The sequence below is a fragment of the Mesorhizobium sp. M8A.F.Ca.ET.207.01.1.1 genome, assembly GCF_004794715.1.
Classification (GTDB): Bacteria; Pseudomonadota; Alphaproteobacteria; order Rhizobiales; family Rhizobiaceae; genus Mesorhizobium.
In genome coordinates this window covers 1-326 of the sequence record NZ_SRUS01000346.1, presented here as the reverse complement: position 1 = coordinate 326, position 326 = coordinate 1, and the positions used below count along the sequence as shown (strand labels likewise).

At 65.0% G+C, this 326-nt stretch carries 1 protein-coding gene; it reads left to right on the top strand.

Annotation, left to right across the window (positions count from 1 at the left end):
* Nucleotides 1–40: 40 nt before the first annotated feature.
* On the top strand, nucleotides 41–326 hold a 286-nt coding region (locus EN850_RS34855), incomplete at its 3' end, for a hypothetical protein (RefSeq protein ID WP_136093023.1).

Here is a 326-nt window from a genome sequence, read left to right as displayed (position 1 = left end):
GCTAATTCCAGCCCGAAGAGGCCAGCCAGGGCCGGCCAGAATGGCCTTCTTCGCCAGCCGCTTTGCTGGGCTTCTGGTGGGCGCCGGTGTGCTCGCCGGCGTCGCCCTTGTCGTTCTTGGCGGCTGGTCCCTGCTTACGCCTTGGCTGGTGGTGTCGCTTGCGCTTGTCGCCGCCTTGATAGCGGTCGAGAACAAGCTCGTGCGCCCATGGGCGACGCAGGCTCAAGCAGCACTTCGCTGTGCCGTCTCCGCCGTCGAGGTCAAAGCCCTTGCTGGTGACAAACGCGCCCTGGTTGGACGCCTAACCATGATCACGCTCTTTGCGC